The sequence below is a fragment of the Zavarzinia compransoris genome (assembly GCF_003173055.1).
Classification (GTDB): domain Bacteria; phylum Pseudomonadota; class Alphaproteobacteria; order Zavarziniales; family Zavarziniaceae; genus Zavarzinia; species Zavarzinia compransoris.
The window spans coordinates 1-20,708 of the sequence record NZ_QGLF01000003.1; the positions used below are offsets into that span (position 1 = coordinate 1).

The window sequence follows — 20,708 nt, forward strand, 5'->3', positions numbered from 1 at the left end:
CACCAACCAACACTGTGATCAACAACGTTACCGCCGCCAACCACGAGGCCGGGCTTCTAACCCCCCGACCCACAACCTGTCAACCCAGTTCTTTCAGCTCAACGCATCAAAACCAAACCAACAAGCAACACCGCTAAACAGGGTCTTCGCCGTGGGATAAACCCACAGGATCGTCCGCCGCAGCGCCCCCGCCACTTCGCTCCCTTCCAGGTGCTCTGCGGCGAGGCGCGGTTTGTATGCCCGCCCGGGACGAGTCGCAAGCCCTAAATGAAGTTTTTTTGATCTCCCCGCGAAGAGCCGCGGAATCCCTTAGTTTCCGAGGTGGGGCAGGAGCGTGTCGCGAGCCGCCCGCCACAGTTCTGCGTCCGTCGCCGAGAGAACCCCGCGACTCATGGGGTCACAGCGGAAGCCGCGGCCGTCCGGGCGCCCGACCGTACCGCCCGCCTCCTCGACGATGACGGCGCCGGGGGCATGGTCCCAGGGCAGGGTGCGCCAATAGAGCAGGAAATCCATCTCGCCCGAGACGAGGCGCAGGTAATCGTGCCCGGCGCAGAGGGTCGACCCCTTGTCGACGAACCGGTCGCGCCGGTGATCGAGCACGCTCTTATAGGGCGCGTCCAGCAGACGCACCTGGGCGGAGCCCCGGGCCTGGCCGAGGCCCGGCCCCGCGGCCAACTGCAGCCGGCGGCCGTTCAGCCAGGCGCCGGCGCCGGCCTCCGCCACCAGCATCCGGTCGCCCAGGGGATCGTAGATCCAGCCCGCCACCGGGCGGCCCTTGTCCAGCCGGGCGACCATGGTGGCGAAGAACGGCCGGCCGGCGGCGAAATTGGCGGTGCCGTCCAGGGGATCGACGACGAAGACCGGGCCGTCCTCGCCGACCCGGTGCAACAGGTCGGGGGCGGCATGGGCCGCCTCTTCCCCGATCACCAGACAGCCGGGAACGAGGGCGCGCAGCCCCGGGGTCAGCCGGTCTTCCGCCGCACGATCGGCGACGGTGACGAGATCGCCCGGCTCCTTCTCGATGATCTCGTGGGCGGCAAGGGCGCGAAACCGGGGCAGCAGTTCGGCCCGGGCGACCTCGCGGATCAGGGCGGCGATTCTCTCGGGCATGATGCCTCCTGTCCTGGAACCCGGACCCGATGCGGGGTTTTCCTTCAGGACGATGGGCGTAACCTAGAGCACGTTCGGAATGACCGTCATTCCAAACATGCTCTATTGCTTTGATTTTACGCATCTTCGGACGGCGAACCGGTTTCCACTTCGCCTGAAGATGCGCTAGTGGCGAGAGACATGGCGAGCAATCTTCCCCGTATAGGCTTGGCGCTGGGCTCCGGCGTCGCCCGCGGCTTTGCCCATATCGGCGTGATCCGGGCGCTGACGGCCCGCGGCATCGCGGCGGATGTCGTCGCCGGCACGTCGATCGGCGCGCTGGTCGGCGCCGCCCATGCCGCGGGCAAGCTGGACGCGCTGGAGGATTGGGCGCTCAGCCTGGCCAAGAAGAAATTCTGGCGCTATCTCGACCCCCGGGTTTCGGGCGGCAGCCTGTTCGGCGGCCAGCGCCTGTCGGACCAATTGGCCAGCCATCTGGGCGATCTCGAGATCGACGATCTGGCGCTGCCCTTCATTGCCGTCGCGACCGATCTCGCCTCGGGCCATGAAGTCTGGCTGCGCCACGGCCCGGTGGTCGAGGCGGTGCGCGCCTCCTATGCCTTGCCGGGAATCTTTCCGCCGGTGGAACGCCAGGGGCGCTGGCTGGTCGACGGCGCCATGGTCAACCCGGTGCCGATTTCCGTGTGCCGGGCGCTGGAGGCCCGGCTCGTCATCGCCGTCAACCTGAACGCGGACAGTTTCGGCCGGGCCCGGGTCACCGCGCCGGCGCCGGAAGCGGAAGAGGTCATCCGCGACATCGAGGCGGCGGAGGCCGAGGCTGAAGCCCACGACCCGGAAAAGCCGCGCCGCCTGTGGCGGGCCTTGCCGAAGGCGCTCGGCCGGGGCCGGGCCAAGGCGCCGCCGGCCCCGAAGCGGGAAGTGCCGGGCATGCTGAGCGTCGTCGCTTCCGCCTTCGATATCGTACAGGACCGCCTCACCCGCAGCCGCCTGGCCGGGGAACCGCCGGACGTGACCATCGCCCCGCGCCTGAACCCCTATGGCTTTCTCGACTTCGACCGCGCGGCGGACATGATCGCGCTCGGCACCGCCGCGGTCGAGCGGGCGTGGCCCGACCTGGACGAGGCCCTGGCCGCCCTCTATTGAGGCAGGCGCTTGTTGAGGAAGGTCAGCGCCAGCGCCAGCCCCAGGGCGACGATACCCGCCGCCAGCACCGATTCGGGCGTCGCCTCCAGCCGGTCGAACCATTGGGAGAAAAGATGGACGGCGCCGAAGACGGCGGCGCAGTTCAAAGTCCAGCGCGCCCCGCGCCGGGCCGCCCCGACCCCGGCCGCGATCAGCAGCGCGGCCCAGGCCAGGGCGAAGAGATAGTCCGGCACCTCCAGCACCCGGCCGTCGCCGAGCTGGATCCGGTCGCCCCACAGCGAGCCGACCCAGAAACCGAAATTCGCCACCACCAGCGCCGTCCCCGCCCCGAGCCGGAACAGGCGGGCAGCCTCCCCGCCGACCAGGCGCGCGCCCCCGGCCAGCGCAGCCGTCAGCACCAGCATGACGACGATGGCCAGCGTCGAATCCGGGACGGCGGCGGCATAGCCGTCTTCCCCGATATAGCCGGTCTCGGCCCCGACGGCGCCGGAAACCGCGATCACCGCCAGGCCGGCCAGCAGGCCGTTGCGCGACAGCGCGGCACCGGCGGCATAGGCCGCCGCGACCAGCACGAAGGCCCAGGCGGTGAAATCCCCGACCGTGAGCACGCCGCCGCCGCCGATCAGGGCGCCGACCACGATGCACATCTGGCCGAGCAGGCCCCAGTCGTCGCCCGCGAATGCCCCGATCCCGATGCCGACCAGCGCCAGCACCAGGCCGATGGCGATGGCGGCGCCGGTTTCCGGCACCAGGGCGAGGACCCCGGTCGCCACCGCGATCACGCCGAAGCCGACCAGCAGGTTGAAGGCGAGCATGCCGGTCGATTGCTTGCCGAGACGGGCGAGCCGCTCCGCCTCCTCCAGGGTCAACTGGCCGCCGGCGACCAAGGCGTCGAGATCGAGGGTAACCTTCACGAGGCGATCCATTTGGCCAGCTGCTGCGCCACCGGGCGGGAAGCGAGCAGGTCGAGATGTCCGCTGCGCGTCACCAGCAGCCGGTCGCGCGCCCCGATGCCGAGATCATAGGCTGGATCCGGGTGGCGGCCGAAGGCGCTGTCGACCGGCACCAGGCCGTCGCCGAGCAGGCGGTCGGCGGCGTCGCCCGGGGTCACCCCCAAGGTGGCGGCGACCGCATGATGGCGGAAGGCGGGATCGAGGGGCACCGGCTTCCGGACGATGCCCGCCTCGCGCCCGAAACGGTCCGGGCTTGCCGCCCGGTCCTCTTCCGCGATGCTGCCGTGGCGAAGGTCGGTGATGCCGGCGGAACGCACCCGCGCCAGGCGGCCGAGCGGGGCGAGAAAGGGATTGAGATCCGCCAGCGCCTGCAATTGATGCCCGCCCCGTTCCAGCGGCGCACCGTGATGGGGCGCGCCCAGATAGACCGCATGGGCGGCCTGGGCCAGCCACGGCATCCGTTCGCGCCGGGCCTGGTCGAGCGCGGCGCGCACCACCAGCCCGCCCATGCTGTAGCCGATCAGCGAAATCCGCCGCAGGGGCCCCGGCCAATGGGCGGCGAGGCGGCCGGTCAGGGCGGCAAGGTCGCGGCCGTTGGCGGCGATGTGGCGCCCGGTGTTATAGGCGATGCCGACGGGCGTGACCCCGGCCGCCCCGGCCAGATAGCGGCCGTGGTGATGGCCGTCGCGATGCCAGAAGACATCGGCCATGCACAGGCCGTGGACCAGCAGCAGCAGGTGATCCGTGGCCCCGCCCAGGCGCGCCGCCAGATGCGGATCCTCCGGCAGCAGCAGCCGGCCCTTGTAGCGCGGCGCCATGGCCAGGGCGAGGGGATTGTCGCTCGCCTCCAGATGGTCGCCGATGACGCCGTTCAGCGCCGCCAGCCAGATTTCGCGGCCGGGGGCATCGCGGCTGCCGGGCTCGCCCGCCGCGGGGGCCGGGGCCGGCAGAAGGGCCAGGGAACCGCCCAGCCCGCGGGCGACGGCGCCATTGGCCAGCCGCGCCGCCCGATAGACCGGGCGGGCGAAGGCGGCGGGCGGCAGCCAGCCGCGCAGCCAGAAGGGCTGCATCGCCTCGGCGATGCCGACATGGGTTTCCTCGGTCAGGGCGATCAGGCGATCGACCCCGTCGAGACCGAGGCGCAATCCGCCCTCAACATCGCGGCGCCAGCGGGAAAACACGGACATGATGATCTGACGATACCCCCAGAAACCCCCGAGCCTTGCGCCCCCGTCCCCTCAAGCCCTGTTTCGACGACCGGCAACCAGGCCTCGCGCGCCCATGGCGACGATCGCCGCCGACAGCCGATGATATCGGCAAGATCGCCGCCGCCGCGAGGCACAGAAAGATCCGCCGGATCGGCCACGCCGGGCTCCAGGCACGCCCTCGGCGACCGTTTGGGCGTCCAGCATTGAGGACCGGGAAGAAGCCCTCGTGCGCCCAGGGCAGAATCGCAGCCGATATCCGGTGATATCCGCAGGACCGACAACGCCGCAGGGCACGAAAGGATGCCCCTCCGGGTTCCAGGCAGGCCCCCGGTGTCCGTTTGGACAGACGGCGTTTGAGGGCCGGCGAGGAATCCTCCCGTCCCCCAAGGCGGCGATCGCAGCCGATATCGGCAAGACCGACGCCGCCGCGGGGCGCGAGAAGACCCGCCGGATCGCCCCGGCCCGACATCGGCGCAAGCGCTCAGCCCGTGGCGATGTAGCGGCGCAGTTCGTCGGCTTCGAGCAGGGCTTCGTCGATGCGGCGCTTGACCACGTCGCCGATCGAGATCATGCCGACCAGCCGGCCGTCCTCGATCACCGGCAGGTGGCGGATGCGCCGGTCGGTCATGCGGCCCATGACCTCGATGATCGAGTCATGCAGCCGGCACGAGACGACATTGCCGGACATCAATTCCTTCACCTGGCGCGACAGGGCGCCGGCGCCGCCCTGGGCGATGCCGCGGACGATGTCGCGTTCGGACAGGACGCCGACGACGGCCCCCGCCTCGTCCTTGACGATCACCGCGCCGATCCGGCGCGAATGCAGCAGGCTTGCGGTCGCCTCGATCGAATCTTCGGGGCGCACGGTAACGACGTCACCGCCCTTATGCTTCAGTATCGACTCAACGGTCATGACACCTCCCCCGGACCATGATTGTTTTCTTCTATGATGGGGGGTGGAGGCGATGTTCCGCAAGCCTCCGCCACGGCGCCGGCGCAATTTTTATCCCCGGCGGCCCGGTTCGCCCCCTGTAATCGGGCGGATCCCGTCAGTGCCGGCCGGACGAGAGCAGGCGGCCGGTCAGCTTCCGGGTGAGGAAACGCGGCGCCAGGCGCGGCACGAAGGCACCGATCTGGTTCATCAGGCCGGCGATGGCGATGACCTGGCCGCGCCGGGCGGCATCATGGCCGATGCGCGCGACCTCGGCCGAGGTCATGACCGGCACCAGGCCCTTGCTGAACAGGGCATTGCCGGCGACATCGGCGGTTTCCATGAAATTGGTCCGGGTCGGGCCGGGGCAAAGGGCGGTGACGGTGACACCGGTCCCCTTCAGTTCCTCCGCCACCGCCTCGGACAGGGAGAGGACATAGGCCTTGGTCGCGCAATAGACCGCCATGGTCGGCCCGGGCTGGAAGGCGGCGGTCGAAGCGACATTGAGCACCCGGCCGCGGCCGCGCGCGACCATGGCGGGCAGCACGCCGTGCATCAATTCGGTCAGCGCGGTGATATTCACCTGCACCATGCCGAGCACGCGCTCGGCGGCCGCCTCGGCGAAGGGCTTGCCGTCGCCGAAGCCGGCATTATTGACCAGAACGTCGATGGCGAGGCCGCGCGCCGCCACCGCCGCCAGCAATTGGGCAGGGCCGGCGGGATCGGCCAGATCGGCCGGGATCACGGTGACCGCGACGCCATGGGCGGCGCCCAGTTCGGCGGCCAGATCCTGCAACGCCTTTTCGCTGCGCGCGGTGAGCACGAGATCGTGGCCGTCGCGGGCATATTCACGGGCAAGATCGGCGCCGATCCCGCTGGAGGCGCCGGTGATCAGGGCAAGGGGACGGGATGCGCTGGGGCTCATGACTGTTTCCTTCGGCTCAGGTTCCTGCGGCTCGGGGGCGAGCGGGGGACGAAACGGGGAGAGGCGCCAGGCCGGCCAGGGCGGGCACCACCAGCGCCCGCCACATGGTCGCCCCGGTCGCAGCCAGAAGATCGGGCGGGATCGGCCGGCTCATCGCCGCCGCCTCGCGCACCAGGCCGGTCAGCGCGCCCCAGACCAGGGCCGCCACCGCCTGGGGCGCCAGGGGGGCCAGCACGCCGCGCGCCTGGCCTTCGGCAATGAAGCCGAGGATCGGCGCCATCACCTGTTCCGACAGGCGAAGGCTGGTCCGGTCGAGGAACCGGGGCTCGTGATGGAATTCGAGAAAGCGGAAAGCCGCCGGCCACTCCCGGGCGAAGCCGCAGCCCGCGGCCCAGAGCGCCAGGAAGCGGGCGCGATAGGCAAGGGCCAGCCGCGCCTCCGCCGGCAGGCCGGCGGGCAGGGGATCGGGCAGGTTTGGGGGCAGATCGTCCGGCGACGGCGCCGGCGCCAGGAAGACCGGGGCGATCGCCGCCGCCAGGGCCCGCTTCGCCGCCTGCCAGGCGGCATTGCCCAGGGCTTCCTTGGTCTCGAAATAGCGATAGATGGTGCCCGAGCCGACACCGGCCGCCGCGGCGATTTCCGGAATCGTGGTGGCATCGAAGCCGCGCTCGGCGAAAAGGGCCAGCGCCGCCTCGATGATGCGGGCGCCCCGCGCCGGCAGGGCGAGGCCGGCCACCGCCTCCCCCGCCAGGATGCCGGCCGCGACCGCCGCCGCCCCCAGGGGGGCTGCCGCATCCCCGGGCCGGCCCGCCGCGGCTTCCGCTTCTGCGCGCCCTTCGCCCGCCTCGGGGTCAGCCATGCCGCACCTCGTTTCGCCCGGCGGCCGCACAAGCAACCGTCCGCATCGGCCCCATTATATCGGAATGAACGTTCATTCCGCTTTTCACGCTAGCACGGTTACCCAGACGTTCAAGACCGATCTGATCGAATATTCGGCCATATTGCTCATATTTCGGCGTTATCAAGGCCGAATTAACCAGAAACACCGGGCCCGCCACCGCTCAAGCTCCTCGCCTCAAGAGCGGAATGAACATTCATTCCGCTCTCTTGCCGGGGCTGTGGAACGATCGGCCGGGTGCAAGGCCGAGCCCGGACAGGCGGCCGGAACGGCACATGCGCTCATTGCCCTCTGGCCCCCGGCCGGGCGGCGCATTAAAATGGCCGCATCCGGTCACGGGCGGCCCCCGTCCCGTCACGGCAACGGAGATCGGCGGTCTTGGACGACCTGTTCCTCGATATCGACGGCACCAATGTGCCGCTGGAATTGCGCAAGTCCGACCGGGCCCGGCGCCTGCTGCTGCGCGTCGACCAGCGCCGCGAGGTGGTGGTGCTAACCCTGCCGAACCGGGTGTCGCGGCGCGAGGGCCTGCGCTTTGCCCAGGGCAACCGGGCCTGGATCGCGGAGCGGCTGGCCAGCCTGCCGCCGCGCATCCCCTTCGGCCCGGGAGAACGCGTGCCCCTGCTGGGCCGGCCGCATCGCCTGGTCCATGTCCCGCCGGGAAGCACGGCACGGCGCGGCGCCGCCTGGATCCAGGGTGACGAAATCCAGGGCGAGGAAATCCAGATCGCCGGCGACCCCGCCCATTTCGCCCGCCGGGTGCAGGATTTCCTGCGCACCCGCGCCCGCACCGAAATCCGCCACCGGGCCGAGCGCTTCGCCGCCCAGACCGAGAAGGAGGTGCGCGGCCTGACCCTGCGCGATCCCTCCAGCCGCTGGGGCAGTTGCTCGCCGCGGGGGGAATTGTCCTTTTCCTGGCGCCTGATCATGGCGCCCGAATTCGTGCTCGACTATGTCGTCGCCCATGAGGTGGCGCATCTGTCGGTGTTCAGCCATGCCCCGCGCTTCTGGGCCCTGGTCGACCAGCTGGTGCCCAGGATGGACGAGGCCCGGCGCTGGCTGAAGGTCGAAGGCGCCGCCCTGCATCGCTACGGCGCCTGAACGCCCTGGCCATCGTTACGGCGCCGCCGCGCCCTGGCCATCGTTACGGCGCCGCCGCGCCCTGGCCAATCGTTACGGCGCCGCCGCGCCCTGGCCACCATTGCGCCGCCGCCGCGCCTTGGGGGGGGCTTGGCACTTTAATCCCAGAAAATCGACGCGGCTTCGCGCTTTCTGCCGCCTTGTGACACGTCCGGCACGATGCCGGTTGTACCCCGGGGGCCGGCCTTCCGCCCATCCGATACTGAAAATCCCGCTTGATCAGGATGATGCGCAATTCTTGAAAATAATTCTCATAAACAATGGATTTCTGCGCCCCCGGAAAATCCTGCGATTAGTTCTGATAATGACTTGCATATTGTGGCCGGCCTTTCCTAACGTCACTGCGCCGCTCCGAGGGGGAGCGGTTCGTCGATGGCCGATGCGCCGCCCTGCCGACGCGGGCCGCACGTCGCTGGCCCCTTGCACCCGCACCCGGCGCCGGGTTCGCCATCGACAGATCCAGATCGCCTCGCCCCGCACCGTGCCGGCCCCGCCGGCGCCAAGGGGCCGGCGCGTGCCGCAGGGCACGACGAATCGATGTCAGGGGGAAGGGCAGATGCACCACACCGTCACCACCACCAAGAGCCGGCGCAAGATGTCGCCGCTCGTATCCCGCGCAGCGCTTGCGGCGGTTGCCGCCGGCCTCGGCTTCGTGCCCGCGGCACAGGCGCAGCAGCCGGCCGCCGGCCAGGCCGTGCCCCTGCCCACCGTGCGCGTCGAAGGCGCGGCGGACGACAGCTACAAGGCGGATACGGTCGAATCCCCGCGCCAGACCGCGCCGATCCTGGATGCGCCCCAGACCATCAACGTGATCCCCCGCCGCCTGATCGAGGAGCAGGGCGCTACCGACCTGACCGAAGTGCTGCGCTCGACCCCGGGCATCAGCTTCGACGCGGGCGAGAACGGCTTCTCCACCTCGACCAACAACTTCACCCTGCGCGGCTTCGACACCAGCGGCAATATCTTCGTCGACGGCGCCCGCTCGTCCGGCAGCTATACCCGCGACGTCTTCAACCTCGAACAGGTCGAAGTGTTCAAGGGCGCCACCGGCGACAGCGGCCGCGGCGGCGCCGGCGGCTACATCAACCTGCAGACCAAGACGCCGCACCTCGGCAATGCCTATTCGGGCAATGTCGGCCTCGGCTTCGACGAATATGATTCCGAGCTGCGCACTCGCGCCTCGATCGACGCCAACCACCAGATCGGCGAGACCGCCGCGCTGCGCCTCAACGTGATGGCGGAGGGCGGCGGCGTCGCCGGCCGGGAAGAGGCGGAACAGAATGCCTGGGGCGTCGCGCCTTCGCTCAGCCTCGGCCTCGGCACCTCGTTCCGCACCACGATCGCCTATGAGCATGTCGAGCACAACGACCTGCCGGACTGGGGCGTGCCCGGCGCCGTGATCGCGAACACCGATGCCTTCAACCCCGCCACCCGCGGCTTCGAGCGCGACAATTTCTACGGCCTCGCCACCGATTTCGACGATGTCGTCAGCGACAGCCTGCTCGCCCGCTTCGAATGGGACATCGACACCGGCGTCACCCTCAGCAACCAGACCCGCTGGAACCATGTCGATCGCAATGCCCGCTACACGGTCCCGACCGGTTACACCGCCGCCACCAACACGGTGACCGGCCAGACCCAGTTCTACGACCGCTCGAACACCAGCTTCAGCAACCTGACCAGTCTCGCCCTCGCCTTCGACACCGCCGGCCTGAAGCACCGCGCGGCCCTCGGCCTCGAACTGACCCGGGAGCGGTCCGAAGCCAACCGCTACGGCACCCAGACGCCGCCGGCGACCGGCCTCGACAATCCGAACCCGGACCGGGCGGCGAGCGCCCGCCTCGCCCCGACGGAAGTGAACGAGATCGATATCTCGACCGTCGCCCTCGATGCCTACGACACGATCGAACTGTCCCGCCATTGGGAGATCACGGGCGGCCTGCGTGCCGAATGGTACGAGGTCGATATCGACAGCCGGACCGCGGCCGGCGCCCCGGCCGGCACGGCCAACGGCTATAACGACGAGGAATTCGAACTCGGCGGCCGCATCGGCCTGGTCTACAAGCCGGTCGACAACGGCAGCATCTATATTTCCTACGGCGTCTCGGCCCAGCCGCCGGGCTCCTATCTGTCGAACCCGGATATCTCGCGCACCGGCGACAATGCCTTCCCCGGCTTCGTGCCCAATGCCGAAGGGGTGACGAACTACAATTACGAGCTGGGCACCAAGTGGAGCTTCAACGACGGCAAGCTCCAGGTTACCGGTGCCCTGTTCCGCACCGAAAAGCATGACGTGCCGATCACCGGCCGCGACGTCGGCGAGACCGTCGACAGCCTGAAGGGCTATGGCAAGCAGGTGGTCGAAGGGCTGGAGATCGGCGTCGCCGGCGAGATCCTGGAAGGCTGGAACGTCTTCGGCGGCGTCCTGCTGATGGACAGCGCCCGCGAGCACAGCGCCTATCTCGACAGCGTCCGCCGCCGCGCCAATACCGCCGACTACGACACATTCACCAGCACCGACGGCGACGAACTGGCCTTCACGCCCAATATTTCGGGCAATCTCTGGACCACCTACCGCTTCCCCTTCGGCCTGACCGTGGGCGCCGGGGCGCGGCATACCGGCTCGGTCTTCCTCGGCCGGCCGGACGATGCGCTGCGCATCATCCCGAACGGGCGCTACGGCAAGCTGCCGGCCTTCACCACCTATCACGCCCTGATCGCCTATGACGTGACGGAAAACGTGAACGTCCGCCTGAACATCGACAATATCTTCGATGAAACCTATGCGACGACGACCAATTGGAACGGCAGCCGCGCCACCCTGGGCGCCCCGCGCAGCTTCCTGCTGACCACCGGCTTCTCGTTCTGAGCCGGGAGCCCCCCGGGGCGCGCCATTGCGTGCCCCGGGGCTGCCTCCCTATAGTGCCGGCATCCGACCGACCGGAAGGGGCCCGAGATGCTGGTGGAAATCGCGAATGTCCTGACGCCGGACGAGGTCCGGCACTGCCGCGCCCTGCTCGACCGGGCGGACTGGCGCGACGGCCGCCATACCGCCGGCGAACTGGCGGCGCGGGTCAAGGCCAACCAGCAATTGGGCGCCGACGATCCGCTCGGCCGCCAGCTCGGCGATTTCATCCTCGAACGCCTGCCCCGGGCGGAACGCTTCATCGCCGCCGCCCTGCCGCTGAAAGTGGTGCCGCCGCGCTTCAATCGCTATGCCGACGCCGGCACCTATGGCGACCATGTCGACAATGCGGTCTTCAGCATCCCCGGCACGTCGCACCGCGTCCGCAGCGATCTTTCCGCCACCCTGTTCTTTTCCGACCCCGGTGAATATGACGGCGGCGACCTGGTGATCCGGGGCGAGACCGGGGCGCATCGGGTGAAGCTGCCGGCCGGCCACATGGTGCTTTACGGCGGCAATACCGTCCACCACGTCACCCCGGTGACCCGGGGGGCGCGGCTGGCCGCCTTCTTCTGGGTGCAGAGCCTGATCCGCGAGAACGACCGCCGCCAGATCATGCTGGACCTCGACGACGCCATCCGCGCCCTGCGCACCGATGCGCCCGACCATGCCGCGGTCACGCCCCTGACCGGGGTCTATCACAACCTGCTGCGGCAATGGGCGGATACCTGAGCCTCGCCCCCCAGGGCGAGGCTGGCAATTGAGCGGAACAAGCCGATGACCGAACCCCTGGGCAAGCTGGCCCGCATCCCGCCCGACATCGTCGCCGCCGGCGATTACGAACCCTATGCCCTGGCGCGCATGACTGCCGGGGCCGCCGCCTATCTCCAGGGCGGCGCCGGCGACGAATCGACGCTGCGCCAGAACCTGGACGGTTACCGCCGCCTGCTGCTGCGCAACCGCGTCCTCCGCGACATGGCCGGCGGCGGCACCCATCTTACCCTGTTCGGGCAGCCGCTGGCCTTTCCCATCCTGCTCGCCCCCGTCGCCTTCCAGCGCCTGTTCCATGGCGAGGGCGAGATCGCCGCCGCCCGGGCCGCCGCCGCCATGGGCACCGCCATGGTGGTCAGCACCCAGGCCAGCATCGACCTCGATACCGTCGCCCGCGCCGCCCCGACACCCCTGTGGTTCCAGCTCTACATCCAGCCCGACCGCGACTTCACCCGCGCCCTGGTGCAGCGGGCCGAGGCGGCGGGCTATGGCGCCCTGGTGGTCACCGTGGATGCGCCGGTCAGCGGCATCCGCAACCGGGAACAGCGCGCCGGCTTCGCCCTGCCGCCCGAGATCCGCGCGGTCAATCTCGACGGCATGCGCCCGGCGCCGCCGCATCAGGCCCGGCCGGGGGAACCGGTGCTCTTCGGCTCGCCCCTGCTGGCCGCCGCCCCGACCTTCGACGATCTGGCCCGGCTGAAATCCTGGACCCGCCTGCCCGTCCTCGCCAAGGGCATCACCACGGCGGAGGATGCGGCGGCAGCGCTCGCCGCCGGCATCGACGGCATCATCGTCTCCAATCACGGCGGCCGGGTGCTGGACAGCCAGCCCGCGACCATCGACCTGCTGCCCGCCGTCGCCGCCGCAGTCGCCGGGCGGGTGCCCCTGCTGCTCGACGGCGGCATCCGGCGCGGCACCGATGTCCTGAAAGCCCTGGCGCTCGGCGCCGCTGCGGTGCTGATCGGCCGGCCCTATATCCACGGCCTGGCCGCGGCCGGGGCGGCGGGCGTCGCCCATGTCCTCAATATCCTGCGGGCGGAGCTTGAAGCCGCCATGGTCCTGACCGGCTGCCGCGATCTTGCCGCCATCGGGCCGGAGATCCTGCATCGGTAGCTTCAGCGATAGCGGGCGGGCGGCCCCCCCGCCATCGGGTCTTCCACCACCAGCCCCCCCGGGCCGCCGCCCAGGAATTCGACCAGATCGTCGAGCAGGCCGCGGTCCTCGTCGGACGGGGCATCGGGCAGGGGCAAGGCCGCGGTGCCGGTCAGGGCCTCGGTCATGAAGGCTTTCCAGATCTGGGCCGGCAGGCCGCCGCCGGTCGCCTTGATCATGGGGGTGCCGTCGTCATTGCCGATCCAGACCGTCGCCACCAATTGCCCGGTGATGCCGACGAACCAGGCATTGCGGTAATCCTGGCTGGTGCCGGTCTTGCCGCCCGCCGGCCGGCCGAGGCGGGCCGCCTTGCCGCTGCCGTAGTCGATGACGGCGGCCAGCAGGCGGTTCATGCGCCCGACCACCTGTTCCGACAGCAGGCGCTCGCCGCCGCCCGTGTCGCGCCGGAAGACGATGTCGCCGTCGGCGCTGCGCACCTCGCGGATGGCATAGGGATCGGCCCGCCGCCCGCCGTTGGCCAGCACCGCATAGGCGCCGGTCAATTCCAGCGGTGTCACCTCGGCGCTGCCCAGCGCGATCGAGGCATTGGCCGGGATGGCGGAGGTGATGCCCAGGCGCTTCGCCATCGCCACCACCTTGCGCGCCCCGACCCGGACGAGCAGCCGCACCGAGACCGTGTTCAGCGAGCGGGCGAAGGCATTGACCAGGGAAATCTCGCCGGCATAGCCCGGCTCGAAATTGGTCGGGCGATAGCCGGCGACATCGACCGGCGCGTCGTTGACCAGGGTGCCGGGCTCGAACCCGGCTTCGAGCGCCGCCAGATAGACGAACAGCTTGAACGCCGAGCCCGGCTGGCGCAGCGCCCGCACCGCCCGGTTGAAGGGCGAGGCGCCGTAATCCCGCCCGCCCACCAGGGCGCGGACGGCACCGTCCGGCGCCAGGGCGACCAGCGCGCCCTGGCCGGCGTCGAGGCGCAGGCCCTCGCCGTCGAGACCGGCATCGAGGGCCCCTTCCGCCGCCCGCTGAAGCCGGAGGTCGAGGGTGGTATAGACCGTGATGTCGCCGATCTCGGGCCCGGCGAAATCCGCCACCTGTTCCACCACCCAGTCGACGAAGTAACGCGCATCGTTCGAGACCGGCCGCGCCGCCAGCCGGGCCGGCAGCGCCTTGGCCGCCGCCGCCTGATCGGCCGTGATGAATTCGGCATCGGCCATGGCATCGAGCACCACCGCCGCCCGCGCCTTCGCCGCTTCATAGTCGGCCAGCGGCGAATAGCGCGACGGCGCCTTCATCAGCCCGGCCAGCATCGCCGCCTCGGCCAGCGACATCCGGCGCGCCGGATGGCCGAAGTAACGCCGGGCGGCGCCGTCCATGCCATAGGCGCCGGACCCGAGATAGACCCGGTTCATATAGAGCGACAGGATCTGCGGCTTGGTCAGCCGGCGTTCCAGCTGCACGGTCAGGATCGCTTCCTGGACCTTGCGGCGGATAGAGCGCTCGGGGGTGAGGAAGATGGTCTTCACCGTCTGCTGGCTGATGGTCGAGCCGCCCTGCGAGACGCTGCCGGTCACCACATTATGATAGAGCGCGCGCAGGATCCCGATCGGATCGAAGCCGCCATGGTCGAAGAAGCGCCGGTCCTCGATCGCCAGCACCGCCTTGACCAGGACGTCCGGATAATCGGCCAGCGCCATGGCCTCGCCGTAGAGATCGCCCACGGTCGCGAAGACGGTGCCGTCGGCCGAGACTAGGCGCACCGCCGGGCGGCGGTCGATCTCGTCCAGCCGGCTCATGGACGGCAGGTCCCAGGCGAACCACGCCACCAGGATGCCGGTGGCGATCGCCCCCCAAAGGCCGACCACCGCCAGCCAATAGGCAAGGCCCCGCCGCCGCCCGCCGCCCGGGCGCCGCGGCGGCGGCGGCGGCGGGGGCGATTTCGGCGGATGCGGCCGGTTGGCCGGCAGGGGCGGCAGGGCGCGGCGATCCAGCCGGTCCGGCCTTGCCGCCCGGTCGCCGGGGGCCGCCGCCGGGGACGCGGGCTTCCGCCGCTTGCGCCCGCCTGTTCCTTTTTGGTTCTCTCCTGCCATGGCGCCACCATAGTGGCGAAAGGCCGAGTCGTGAATCCGCTTTCTGCGCCGTCAGCCGGTCAGATAGCGGTGCAGCAGATGCACCAGCTCGCCCGCCCCGGCGGCGCCGATGTCCGCGGCCGGGGGACGGATCACCAGGCGATGGGCGAAATGTTCGACCGTCTGGACCACGAACCAGGCCATCAGGCGGCGGTCGCCCGGGCGGACCTCCGGCTGCCGGTCCAGAAGCGCGGCGACCACCGCGACGAGATCCGCCGCCATCGCCTCCACCCGCGCCCGCAGGTCCGGGGTCAGCAGGCCTTCCTCATAGAGCAGGCGGTGCAGCACCGGGTTGTCGGCGTGGAGGTCGAGCGCGGTCTCGACCACGGCCCGCAGCAGGGCGGGCAGGTCCGGCGCCGCCGTGCCGATCCGGGCCAGGAGATCGGCGATCCGCGCCCCGGCATCGGCGACATGGGCCTCGCCCAGGGCATTCAGCACCGCCTGCTTGTCCGGGAAATATTGATAGAGCGACCCGACCGAGACTCCCGCCCGTTCGGCGATCCGCGCCGTGGTGCCGCCGGCAAGGCCATGGGCCTCGAAAACCTGAACCGCCGCTTCCAGGATGAAGCCCACGGTCTGGCGCGAACGGTCCTGGACCGGCTGTCGCTGCGGGTTTCGCGCCTTGCGGGCCATGGCCTCCCCCTGCCGGGAATGCGACTGCGGAAATGTGACGAATTCTTCATATCATGGGCGGCCCGCCACCGAAAGCGACCGCCCATGACCACCGCCGCCCCCTATTGGCACCGCTACCACGACGCCGCGACCCTGGCCCGCCTCGCGGCCCTGGTCGAGGTCGTCCGCCTGCCCTCGACCGGGGTGGAGCTTCATCTCGACCTCTACCCGCAGGGCGATCCGGCGGCGCCGGTGGTCGTTCTCAACCATGGCGGCGGCGGCCATGCCGGCCTGCTGGCCGGGCTCGCCCTTGCCCTTCACGACCGGGGCTGCACGGTGGTGGTGCCGGACCAGAAGGGCCAGGGCCGGTCGGGGGGCGCAAGGGGCGATTTCACCCTGGCGGAAGCGGTGGCCAATATCGCCGATGCCGCGTGTTTCGCCCGGCGGCGCTTTGCCGGGCCCCTGGTCCTGGCCGGGGGCAGCATCGGCGGTGGCCTGACCTATTATGCCGCCGCCGCGTTGGCCCGGGCGGGGGCGCCGCCGGCCGCCGTCGTCTGCCTGAACCTGTTCGATTTCGGCCGGCCGGAGACGGCCCTGGCCCTGACCCGTGTCGCCGCCCTGGCCAAGCTGCCCGGGCTGGCGCGCCTCATGGGCGCCGGCCTCGGCCTGCTGGCCCGCGCCGCGCCGCGCCTGCGCCTGCCCTATCGGCCGCTTGCCCGCTTTCCCGAGATGACCGACGCGCGCGACCGCGCCCGCGGCTTTCTCGAGATCTGGCGGCACGATCCCCTGGTCATGACCACGGTCACCGCCCGCTACATGGCCAGCCTCACCGCGACGCCGCCGGCGATCGCCCTCGAAGACAATCTCCTGCCCGTCCTCGTCATCAACCAGTTGCGCGACCGCATGGTCTCGCCCGCCCTGACCAGGGCCTGTTTCGCGCGCCTCGGCGGGCCCGTCGCCTATGCCGAGATCGACTGGGGCCATTATTCCCTGCTGCCCGGCTTCAATGCGGCCATCGCCGATCTTGCCGCCGCCTTCCTGGCGCGGGCCGTTACAGGTTCCACATGATGCCGAAGGGAAAGGGGCTCCAGATGCCAACCGGCACCCCGGCCTTGCGCAGCCGCGCCGCCGCCCATTCGTTGCAGGTCAGGACGGCGGAATAAGTCCCCACCCCTTCGAAGAAGGCATCGGCGGGACCATAGCGATAGCCGGCGATCAGCCGCGCCGCCCCCGCGCCGTCGCGGGCGAAGCCGGCCTTCAGGTCGCGGACGAGGCGGCGGTACTGCGCCTCGCCCAGGGTGACCGGCCGCGTATCCGGGCCCGGGCGCGGCGCCTCGGCCCAGAGGGTGGCATGGATCAACGCGCCCTTCGAGGCGAACAGCGCGGTCAGCGCCCGCCCGGGCGTGAGTTCGGCCCAGGTCGGCGTGTTCAGGTAGAATTCCCGGTCGCCCCAGCCGATCCCGACATGAGAGGCCGCGGCAGGATCGACGAAGGGAAAGGCCGCCGGCCCGAATTCGGCCGCCCAATCGACGCCGAACGCCCGCAAGGGCACAACGATATCGACATGGGCGCCGTTGGAATGGACGAAGATCGTCACCGTCCTGCCGTCCGGCGGCTCGGGCACGGTGAAGGGCATGGCGCCCACCACCGCCAGGGTGCCGTAAAGCGCCGCCACCGCCGCCGGCAGGCCGACCACCAGTGCGATCAGGCGCAGCACGAGGCGGCCGATGCTCATGGTCCCCCCGCCGGCTGCAACAGGCTGGCGGCGATATTGACCACCAGGGCCAGCACCACCGTGTTGAACAGGAAAGCGGCGACGCCATGGAGCAGCACGCCGCGCCGCAGGCGCCGGTCCGCCACCGCGACATCGGAAACCTGGGCAGCAACCCCGAGGACGAAGGCGAAATAGAGGAAATCGCCGTAGTCCGGTACCTCGCCGCCCGGAAAGATCAGGGGCGGCCGGTCGTGCGGCGCGGCGAAATAGGCATGGGCGTAATGGACCGCGAACAGCGTATGGATCATGGCGAAGGCGGAGAGGATGGTCCAGAACACCAGCGCCAGCCCGAGGCTGCCGTGCCCGCCCGAAGACTCCCGCAGGAAGCCGATCAGCGCGGCCATGGTCGCCGCCGCCCCGGCCAGCGCCAGGGCGATGATCAGCCATTGCCCGACATCCTGGCGCCGGGCGCGGCGGCGCAGGGCCGCCTCGTCCGAGCGCAGCATCATCGCCCAGGTCGCGGCCAGATAGGCGGCAAGGCCGAGGTCCCAGGCGATCACCGGGCGCAGCGACGCATCCATCCCCGCCGGCAGCCCGAGGAACGCCCCGGCGACCACCAGGGCGGCAGCCGCGAAGCGCGGCCGCCCCAGGGTCAGGCGATGGAGGAGCCGGCGGTGCCGGGCCATCGCGCGCCGCCCCCGCCCTCAGACGTCCAGGTTGGCGACGGCCAGGGCGTTTTCCTGGATGAAGTCGCGCCGCGGCTCGACCACATCGCCCATCAGCTTGGCGAAGATCTCGTCCGCCGTATCGCCGTGGGTGACTTTGACCTGAAGCAGGGTGCGCGCCTCGGTATCGAGGGTGGTTTCCCACAATTGGTCCGGGTTCATCTCGCCGAGACCCTTGTAGCGCTGGATGCTGAGGCCCTTGCGCCCGGTGGCGAGCACGGCATCGAACAGCGCGGTCGGGCTATGGACCCGGGTTTCCTGGTCCTTGCGCACCAGTTTCGCCGGCTGGCCATAGATCGCGCGCAGTTCCGCGCCCAATTCGTCGAGGCGGATCGCCTCGGCGGACCGCATCAGGCCCATGTCGAGCGTATGGGCCTCGCGCACGCCGCGCACCTCGCGCGCCACCACCAGGGTGCCGTCGCTGCCCGCCTCGCCGTGCCAGCCGCCCTCGCCCTCCGCCGCCAGGAGATCGAGACGCGCGGCCAGGCGCGCGGCCGCCGCCGCCGTCGCCGCCGCCTCCGCCAGCACGGTCGGGCTCAGCGCGCCGGCGATCGCCGCATGCTCGACCACCGGCAGGGCATAGCGCCGGGCCGGCGCCGCCAGCAGGTTGCGCACCTGGCGCGCCTGCTGCACCACGGCGCGCAGGTCGTTGCCGGCGCGCTGGGTGCCGTCGCCGAGCACCAGCACCGCGCCCTCGATGCCGACATCGATGAGGTTTTCCTCGAGCGCGCGTTCGTCCTTCAGATAGACCTCGGACGAGCCGCGCTTGATCTTGTAGAGCGGCGGCTGGGCGATATAGAGGTAGCCGCGCTCGATCAGTTCCGGCATCTGCCGGTAGAAGAAAGTCAGCAGCAGGGTGCGGATATGGGCGCCGTCCACATCCGCGTCGGTCATGATGATGATCCGGTGGTAGCGGATCTTGTCGGCGTTGAAATCGTCGCGCCCGATGCCGGTGCCGAGCGCGGTGATCAGCGTGCCGATCTCCTGGCTGGACAGCATCTTGTCGAAGCGCGCCCGTTCCACGTTCAGGATCTTGCCGCGCAGCGGCAGCACGGCCTGGAAGGCGCGGTTGCGCCCCTGCTTGGCCGAGCCGCCCGCCGAATCGCCCTCGACGATGAAGAGTTCGGACTTGGCCGGGTCGCGCTCCTGGCAGTCCGCCAGCTTGCCCGGCAGGTTGGAGACGTCGTAGGCGCCTTTCCGCCGGGTCATTTCGCGCGCCTTCCGCGCCGCCTCGCGCGCGGCGGCCGCCTCGCAGACCTTGGAGACCAGGGTCCGGGCCGGGCCCGGGTGCTCCTCGAACCATTGCTGGAGCTTTTCGTTGATCAGGCTTTCGACCGCCGGCCGCACTTCCGAGGACACCAGCTTGTCCTTGGTCTGGCTGGAGAATTTGGGATCCGGCACCTTGACCGAGAGCACGCAGGTCAGCCCTTCGCGGGCATCGTCGCCGGTCAGGGTCACCTTTTCCTTCTTGGCGATGCCGGATTCATTGGCATAGCCGTTGACGGTGCGGGTCAGCGCGCCGCGGAAGCCGGCGAGATGGGTGCCGCCGTCACGCTGCGGGATGTTGTTGGTGAAGCAGAGCACATTCTCGTGATAGCTGTCGTTCCATTGCAGCGCGACATCGACCACGATGCCGTCCTTCTCGCCCCGGATCACGATCGGGGTATCGATCAGCGGCTTCTTGTTGCGGTCGAGGTAGCGGGCGAAAGCCTCCACCCCGCCCTCGTAGAAGAGATCGGTGGTGCGCAGTTCGGCGCCGCGGCGGTCTTCCAGCACCACGCGCACGCCCGAATTCAGGAAGGCCAGTTCGCGCAGCCGGTGTTCCAGCGTGTCGTAATCGAAGCCGACCTTGGTGAAAGTCTCGGTCGAGGGCACGAAGGTGACCTGGGTGCCGGTCTTTTCCCCCGCCGGGCCGACCACGGCAAGCGGCGCTTCCGGCACGCCGTGGCGAAAGCGCATGTAATATTCCTGGCCGCCGCGCCAGATGCGGAGGTCGAGCCAGGTGGACAGCGCATTGACCACCGAGACGCCGACGCCGTGCAGCCCGCCCGAGACCTTGTAGGTATCCTGGTTGAACTTACCCCCGGCGTGGAGCTGGGTCATGATCACTTCGGCGGCCGAGACCCCCTCGCCTTCGTGGATCTGGGTCGGGATGCCGCGGCCGTTGTCCTCGACCGTGCAGGAACCGTCCGGGTTCAGCGCCACGATCACCCGGTCGCAATAGCCGGCCAGCGCCTCGTCGATCGCATTGTCGACGACTTCATAGACCATGTGGTGCAGGCCCGAGCCGTCGTCCGTATCGCCGATATACATGCCCGGGCGCTTGCGCACCGCATCCAGGCCCTTCAGGACCTGGATCGCCTCGGCGCCGTAATGGGCGGCGCCTTCGGCCGTATCGCGGCGATGGGACTCGTTGCTGCTCATGTCCTTACCT

The 20,708-nt window shown here is 70.1% G+C and carries 17 protein-coding genes; 6 read left to right on the top strand and 11 right to left on the bottom strand.

The genetic code is table 11. The features are described from left to right. Positions 1-309: 309 nt before the first annotated feature. The gene (locus DKG75_RS10640) at positions 310-1,110 is read right to left on the bottom strand and encodes an inositol monophosphatase family protein (protein WP_109921102.1); all 801 of its coding nucleotides are present in this window, start codon (positions 1,108-1,110) and stop codon (positions 310-312) included. A gap of 180 nt (positions 1,111-1,290) precedes the next feature. Here DKG75_RS10640 and DKG75_RS10645 point away from each other — a divergent pair, with 180 nt between their 5' ends. Further along, positions 1,291-2,253: a patatin-like phospholipase family protein gene (locus DKG75_RS10645; RefSeq protein WP_109921103.1), complete on the top strand. Its 963-nt coding sequence runs from the start codon at positions 1,291-1,293 to the stop codon at positions 2,251-2,253. On the opposite strand, the gene DKG75_RS10650 is transcribed toward DKG75_RS10645, so the two are convergent. The 5 genes from DKG75_RS10650 to DKG75_RS10670 form a co-directional block, all read right to left on the bottom strand. Further along, complete coding sequence (locus DKG75_RS10650; protein WP_109921104.1) at positions 2,247-3,179, bottom strand: hypothetical protein; 933 nt, start codon at positions 3,177-3,179, stop codon at positions 2,247-2,249. The two genes, DKG75_RS10645 and DKG75_RS10650, sit on opposite strands and share 7 nt — an antisense overlap. After that, positions 3,164-4,393 (bottom strand): alpha/beta hydrolase, encoded by a 1,230-nt coding sequence (locus DKG75_RS10655; protein ID WP_109921105.1) that lies wholly within the window; start codon positions 4,391-4,393, stop codon positions 3,164-3,166. The genes DKG75_RS10650 and DKG75_RS10655 overlap by 16 nt, the downstream gene beginning before the upstream one ends. A gap of 502 nt (positions 4,394-4,895) precedes the next feature. Beyond that, the gene (locus tag DKG75_RS10660) at positions 4,896-5,327 is read right to left on the bottom strand and encodes a CBS domain-containing protein (protein WP_109921106.1); all 432 of its coding nucleotides are present in this window, start codon (positions 5,325-5,327) and stop codon (positions 4,896-4,898) included. A gap of 136 nt (positions 5,328-5,463) precedes the next feature. After that, entirely contained in the window at positions 5,464-6,270 is an 807-nt protein-coding gene (locus DKG75_RS10665; RefSeq protein ID WP_109921107.1) for an SDR family NAD(P)-dependent oxidoreductase, read from the bottom strand. Between the two features lie 16 nt (positions 6,271-6,286). Beyond that, positions 6,287-7,129 carry a TetR/AcrR family transcriptional regulator gene (locus DKG75_RS10670; RefSeq protein ID WP_109921108.1) on the bottom strand — a complete coding sequence of 281 codons (843 nt, stop codon included), beginning with the start codon at positions 7,127-7,129 and terminating at the stop codon, positions 6,287-6,289. Positions 7,130-7,546: 417 nt separating this feature from the next. Between DKG75_RS10670 and DKG75_RS10675 the strand changes: the two genes are divergently transcribed. The 4 genes from DKG75_RS10675 (at position 7,547) to DKG75_RS10690 (ending at position 13,097) form a co-directional block, all read left to right on the top strand. Next, positions 7,547-8,269: a M48 family metallopeptidase gene (locus DKG75_RS10675; RefSeq protein WP_166646562.1), complete on the top strand. Its 723-nt coding sequence runs from the start codon at positions 7,547-7,549 to the stop codon at positions 8,267-8,269. Between the two features lie 595 nt (positions 8,270-8,864). Beyond that, positions 8,865-11,177 (top strand): TonB-dependent receptor, encoded by a 2,313-nt coding sequence (locus tag DKG75_RS10680; protein WP_109921110.1) that lies wholly within the window; start codon positions 8,865-8,867, stop codon positions 11,175-11,177. Positions 11,178-11,264: 87 nt separating this feature from the next. Beyond that, on the top strand, positions 11,265-11,945 hold the full coding sequence (locus DKG75_RS10685) for a Fe2+-dependent dioxygenase (RefSeq protein ID WP_109921111.1): 681 nt from the start codon (positions 11,265-11,267) through the stop codon (positions 11,943-11,945). Positions 11,946-11,990: 45 nt separating this feature from the next. After that, positions 11,991-13,097 carry an alpha-hydroxy acid oxidase gene (locus DKG75_RS10690; protein WP_109921112.1) on the top strand — a complete coding sequence of 369 codons (1,107 nt, stop codon included), beginning with the start codon at positions 11,991-11,993 and terminating at the stop codon, positions 13,095-13,097. A gap of 2 nt (positions 13,098-13,099) precedes the next feature. On the opposite strand, the gene DKG75_RS10695 is transcribed toward DKG75_RS10690, so the two are convergent. Both DKG75_RS10695 and DKG75_RS22725 read right to left on the bottom strand, forming a co-directional pair. Beyond that, positions 13,100-15,184 carry a transglycosylase domain-containing protein gene (locus tag DKG75_RS10695; RefSeq protein WP_109921113.1) on the bottom strand — a complete coding sequence of 695 codons (2,085 nt, stop codon included), beginning with the start codon at positions 15,182-15,184 and terminating at the stop codon, positions 13,100-13,102. Between the two features lie 51 nt (positions 15,185-15,235). Beyond that, positions 15,236-15,856 carry a TetR/AcrR family transcriptional regulator gene (locus DKG75_RS22725; RefSeq protein WP_133637030.1) on the bottom strand — a complete coding sequence of 207 codons (621 nt, stop codon included), beginning with the start codon at positions 15,854-15,856 and terminating at the stop codon, positions 15,236-15,238. An 84-nt stretch (positions 15,857-15,940) separates the two neighbouring features. On the opposite strand from DKG75_RS22725, the gene DKG75_RS10700 reads away from it, so the two are divergent. Further along, positions 15,941-16,903 (top strand): alpha/beta fold hydrolase, encoded by a 963-nt coding sequence (locus tag DKG75_RS10700; RefSeq protein ID WP_166646561.1) that lies wholly within the window; start codon positions 15,941-15,943, stop codon positions 16,901-16,903. Here the strand turns inward: DKG75_RS10700 and DKG75_RS10705 are convergent. Genes DKG75_RS10705 through gyrB form a run of 3 tightly spaced genes read right to left on the bottom strand, consistent with a single transcriptional unit; the run spans position 16,887 to position 20,698 of the window. Beyond that, positions 16,887-17,570, bottom strand: a complete 684-nt coding sequence (locus tag DKG75_RS10705) for a TIGR02117 family protein (protein WP_109921115.1) — start codon at positions 17,568-17,570, stop codon at positions 16,887-16,889. The two genes, DKG75_RS10700 and DKG75_RS10705, sit on opposite strands and share 17 nt — an antisense overlap. Beyond that, the gene (locus tag DKG75_RS10710) at positions 17,567-18,235 is read right to left on the bottom strand and encodes a DUF1345 domain-containing protein (RefSeq protein ID WP_109921116.1); all 669 of its coding nucleotides are present in this window, start codon (positions 18,233-18,235) and stop codon (positions 17,567-17,569) included. The genes DKG75_RS10705 and DKG75_RS10710 overlap by 4 nt, the downstream gene beginning before the upstream one ends. An 18-nt stretch (positions 18,236-18,253) precedes the next feature. Next, on the bottom strand, positions 18,254-20,698 hold the full coding sequence (gene gyrB, locus DKG75_RS10715) for a DNA topoisomerase (ATP-hydrolyzing) subunit B (protein ID WP_109921117.1): 2,445 nt from the start codon (positions 20,696-20,698) through the stop codon (positions 18,254-18,256). Positions 20,699-20,708: the final 10 nt, after the last annotated feature.

What these genes read in the sequence shown, in the direction of transcription:
- DKG75_RS10685 (WP_109921111.1), top strand. Translation starts at nt 11,265, where the DNA reads ATGCTGGTGGAAATCGCGAATGTCCTGACGCCGGACGAGGTCCGGCAC.
- DKG75_RS10670 (WP_109921108.1), bottom strand. Translation starts at nt 7,129, where the DNA reads ATGGCTGACCCCGAGGCGGGCGAAGGGCGCGCAGAAGCGGAAGCCGCG.
- DKG75_RS10650 (WP_109921104.1), bottom strand. Translation starts at nt 3,179, where the DNA reads ATGGATCGCCTCGTGAAGGTTACCCTCGATCTCGACGCCTTGGTCGCC.
- DKG75_RS10700 (WP_166646561.1), top strand. Translation starts at nt 15,941, where the DNA reads ATGACCACCGCCGCCCCCTATTGGCACCGCTACCACGACGCCGCGACC.
- DKG75_RS10680 (WP_109921110.1), top strand. Translation starts at nt 8,865, where the DNA reads ATGCACCACACCGTCACCACCACCAAGAGCCGGCGCAAGATGTCGCCG.
- DKG75_RS10690 (WP_109921112.1), top strand. Translation starts at nt 11,991, where the DNA reads ATGACCGAACCCCTGGGCAAGCTGGCCCGCATCCCGCCCGACATCGTC.
- DKG75_RS22725 (WP_133637030.1), bottom strand. Translation starts at nt 15,856, where the DNA reads ATGGCCCGCAAGGCGCGAAACCCGCAGCGACAGCCGGTCCAGGACCGT.
- DKG75_RS10710 (WP_109921116.1), bottom strand. Translation starts at nt 18,235, where the DNA reads ATGGCCCGGCACCGCCGGCTCCTCCATCGCCTGACCCTGGGGCGGCCG.
- DKG75_RS10660 (WP_109921106.1), bottom strand. Translation starts at nt 5,327, where the DNA reads ATGACCGTTGAGTCGATACTGAAGCATAAGGGCGGTGACGTCGTTACC.
- DKG75_RS10695 (WP_109921113.1), bottom strand. Translation starts at nt 15,184, where the DNA reads ATGGCAGGAGAGAACCAAAAAGGAACAGGCGGGCGCAAGCGGCGGAAG.
- DKG75_RS10640 (WP_109921102.1), bottom strand. Translation starts at nt 1,110, where the DNA reads ATGCCCGAGAGAATCGCCGCCCTGATCCGCGAGGTCGCCCGGGCCGAA.
- DKG75_RS10705 (WP_109921115.1), bottom strand. Translation starts at nt 17,570, where the DNA reads ATGAGCATCGGCCGCCTCGTGCTGCGCCTGATCGCACTGGTGGTCGGC.
- DKG75_RS10645 (WP_109921103.1), top strand. Translation starts at nt 1,291, where the DNA reads ATGGCGAGCAATCTTCCCCGTATAGGCTTGGCGCTGGGCTCCGGCGTC.
- DKG75_RS10665 (WP_109921107.1), bottom strand. Translation starts at nt 6,270, where the DNA reads ATGAGCCCCAGCGCATCCCGTCCCCTTGCCCTGATCACCGGCGCCTCC.
- gyrB (WP_109921117.1), bottom strand. Translation starts at nt 20,698, where the DNA reads ATGAGCAGCAACGAGTCCCATCGCCGCGATACGGCCGAAGGCGCCGCC.
- DKG75_RS10655 (WP_109921105.1), bottom strand. Translation starts at nt 4,393, where the DNA reads ATGTCCGTGTTTTCCCGCTGGCGCCGCGATGTTGAGGGCGGATTGCGC.